The sequence below is a fragment of the Bradyrhizobium sp. AT1 genome (genome assembly GCF_001590795.1).
Classification (GTDB): Bacteria; Pseudomonadota; Alphaproteobacteria; order Rhizobiales; family Xanthobacteraceae; genus Bradyrhizobium.
Genome location: NZ_JXDL01000001.1, coordinates 5277012 through 5280318 on the forward strand (window position 1 = coordinate 5277012; position 3307 = coordinate 5280318).

Annotated in this window: 4 protein-coding genes; 2 read left to right on the top strand and 2 right to left on the bottom strand. The window is 60.9% G+C overall.

Annotated elements, in window-relative coordinates; all coding sequences use genetic code 11:
- Together SE92_RS24490 and rpsT are read right to left on the bottom strand one after the other, a co-directional pair.
- Window positions 1-245 (bottom strand): DnaA N-terminal domain-containing protein (locus SE92_RS24490; RefSeq protein WP_283806791.1); only part of this gene is annotated, 245 nt, incomplete at its 3' end.
- A 1276-nt stretch (window positions 246-1521) separates the two neighbouring features.
- Window positions 1522-1788: a 30S ribosomal protein S20 gene (rpsT, locus tag SE92_RS24495; protein ID WP_018319466.1), complete on the bottom strand. Its 267-nt coding sequence runs from the start codon at window positions 1786-1788 to the stop codon at window positions 1522-1524.
- Between the two features lie 378 nt (window positions 1789-2166).
- Here rpsT and SE92_RS24500 point away from each other — a divergent pair, with 378 nt between their 5' ends.
- Complete coding sequence (locus SE92_RS24500) at window positions 2167-2484, top strand: hypothetical protein (protein ID WP_063199058.1); 318 nt, start codon at window positions 2167-2169, stop codon at window positions 2482-2484.
- A 142-nt stretch (window positions 2485-2626) separates the two neighbouring features.
- On the top strand, window positions 2627-3283 hold the full coding sequence (gene msrA / locus SE92_RS24505) for a peptide-methionine (S)-S-oxide reductase MsrA (protein ID WP_063199061.1): 657 nt from the start codon (window positions 2627-2629) through the stop codon (window positions 3281-3283).
- Window positions 3284-3307: the final 24 nt, after the last annotated feature.

Sequence of the window (3307 nt, forward strand, 5' to 3'; positions counted from 1 at the left end):
GTACGCACCGTGAGATCGATACGATGCACTTCCGGCATCTCGGCCTGCCAGCACGACAGCACGCGCTCGGCATAATGGGCCTGGATCCAGCTCTTCAGGAAGCGCGTGGGCACCGACAGCCGCACGCTCTCGTCCTGCACGCCTTCCAGATCCATGCGAGCAAACCAGCTCGTGTAAACGTCTTCGCCAACGCTCGAGCGCAGCCGACCCTTCACGCGTGACCAGCGATCCTGTTCCATTGTCATCGTCAGAAAACTTCTCTTGAGAGATATAGTTGCGTTGTGAGCGCCATGCAGGGTTCCTGCCGGGTCCCTCAGCGAGGGCCCTTGGAATGGCGCGACCTCAAAGCGAGTCCATCGTCAGGCATGGCTCGACCGTCCGGCGGGAATGCCGCGTCAGATCAGCGATGTCAGAGATGGAGGGTTCGCGAGGTCAGCGCGTACTCGGCGCTCCGTCGCACGCGGGAGGCTGGAGATCTGACGGAGCTAGAACGGCATCGCTGGAATGGGAAACGTGTTTCAATACCGCGTTGAGTCCGTAAGACATGATACCTCCCCGTCCTGCCGTGATCGCTCACGACAAGGTCCTGCGTGTCTTGACGGCAGCCGCGCCGTACTCCTGCGCGGATGCCTGCCCATGTACTAGTCGTCCGCTCGACTTCGCCGCCTTGCCTGCCGGGGTGGCCTTGCGACGTCTCTCATGTGCGCGTGGCACGAGGCGGGAAGATCCCGCTTGGAGACATTCAGACAAAGAGCTACCATTCCCATATTGCTATGGGTTGTGAACCGACATCGCTTGTTGAAGCGTCGCCTACGTGCACACCGCCGCCGATTTGCACGCTCGCCCCGTTTCCTAAACCGCGCTGGTCTGAAGATCGTGGGCGCCGCTGACGACTTAAGGAATACACTAAGCGGAAAGACTCGCAACGAATTGATTCACTCTTGAGCCACCAAAAAAACTTGACCTCGGTTAATGCCGCGCGCGACTTGTTCACAGGCTTCGAAGCAAGTTTTTGGATTCGTGCACAGAATCGAGAACGGCACACCTCATGTGACAATTCTCAGCCACCGCCAAAATTTTTTAACAAATTCGTCACGCACCCGACGCGCGGGTGAATTTTCCAAATGCTTGCCATCGCTATGTCGATAAGTGATTAGCGAGACATCGTTTTTTGAGTCTCATTTCACAGGGTAACTCCCACATGACGTGCGGTCCTGTGAATCTACGGTGTGTAGAACTTTCGTCGCCTGCGGATTCAATTCGAGCCCGTCGCGCAGGGGTTTTTGCAACGCGGTGAAAGTTTCCGCTGTTGCAAAACATCGGCAGGTAGAACTACGGAACGAAGAATAGCGCAGGCCGTGCGAACCTTCCCATCGAAGATCGATCGTGCGTGTCTGCTTGCGTGAATATGACAGGCAACAAAAAAGCCCGGCGCGATGCCGGGCTGTTTGACGCGTGCGATGCTCGATCGATCGGTCGACGGATCGGTCCGCCGTGATCTGGCGCGCTTACTTGTCGCGCTTACTTGGCGAGCTTGGCGATCTGCGCGGTGAGGCGCGAGACTTTGCGGCTGGCGTTGTTCTTGTGAATGATGTTGCGCTGGGCGGCGCGCATCAAAGCGGGCTCGGCATTCGCCAGCGCCTTCACGGCAGCGGCGCGGTCGCCGGTCGCGATGGCTTCTTCGACGTTGCGCACGGCACCGCGCATCTGGGTGCGGCGCGACTTGTTGACGGCGGTGCGGCGGGCGATCTTGCGCGTCGCTTTCTTGGCGGAAGTGGTATTGGCCATGGTCTCAATATCCTTTGCGGGTACCGGTCGCGTCTTGGTCGGGTAGCGTCGGCTTGCTTGACCGCGTAATCGACGCTCGGATTTAGGGTGTTCGGTTGCTGGGCTGTCCCGGGAACATGAGGCCTCCCCGAGCCCAAAAGCTCGCGTGGCCTGCAACTGCTCAAAGAACAGCGGCGGCAGGATTGCGCCCGCCGCCAGTTGGCGCTCTTATAGAGAGGGTCTTGCGCACCGTCAACGCTTTCCGGGCTGGAAAAGCGGCCCCTGGGTGCTCCAGGCCGTGCCGTAACGCCCTGAAGAGGTTGAATTTCTGCCCTCGCCCGGCTATTGGCAGGCGGCGTTTGTCAGGTCCTCCGATCGGACGACCATATAAGGTGAGGCATGATCCGCGGCTTTTTCCGACTGATTGGGCTGTTGCTGCTCGCCGGCGGGTTCATCTTCATGGTCTATGACGGCGCCCGCTGGGTGGCCGACCAGACCCTCAGATTCACCCGGTTCGGTCAGTTCTGGAACGACATCAATCAGGCCAGCCAGTCAGCCTTCCGCATCTGGGTCGAGGCCAAGGCGCCCTGGCTGTGGACCTCGGTGATCCGCCTGCTGCTGGATCAGCCGGTGTTTGCCGTCCTCGGCATTCTCGGCATCCTCTTGATGATCCTGTTCCGGCCGCGGAAACCGCTGATCGGCTATTCCCGGGATTGAGCTTCAATTCCCGCCGGGATTGAGCGCGGCGTAACAACACGGCGCGCGCTGACGTAGAGCCCTATATTCCCACCTGATCGCGAGCACGCCGTCTGAGCCTCTGGCTCAGGCGACGGACAGCTCGTTCCGCGGAGATCCAATCATGCTGTTCATGCGCAAGACCACCGCATTGCCGAGCGCCGCTGAGGCGCTGCCCGGCCGCGCGCAAGCCATCCCGACCGCGACCACCCATTTCGTCAACGGCCGCAAGCTGCAGCCGCCTTATCCCGCCGGCTTCGAAAGCGCCGTGTTCGGGCTCGGCTGCTTCTGGGGCGCCGAGCGCAAATTCTGGCAGCTCGGCGACGGCATCTACACCACCGCGGTCGGCTATGCCGGCGGCCACACGCCGAACCCGACCTATGAAGAGACCTGCTCGGGCCGCACCGGCCACACCGAAGTGGTGCTGGTCGTGTTCGATCCGAGCAAGATCTCCTACCAGGCGCTGTTGAAGACGTTCTGGGAAAGCCACAACCCGACGCAGGGCATGCGTCAGGGCAACGATGTCGGCACGCAGTACCGAAGCGCGATCTACACCACGTCCGATGCGCAGAAGAAGGCGGCCGAGGAGTCGAAGGCGCTCTATCAGAAGGCGCTCGCTGCGAAAGGCCTCGGCGCCATCACCACCGAGATCGCGCCGGCAGGCGAATTCTATTTCGCCGAGGACTACCATCAGCAATATCTGGCGAAGAATCCCGCCGGCTATTGCGGCCTCGGCGGCACCGGCGTGTCCTGCCCGATCGGCGCCGGTGTGAGCGCATAGGCGAAATTCGCCGAAGTGTGCGTG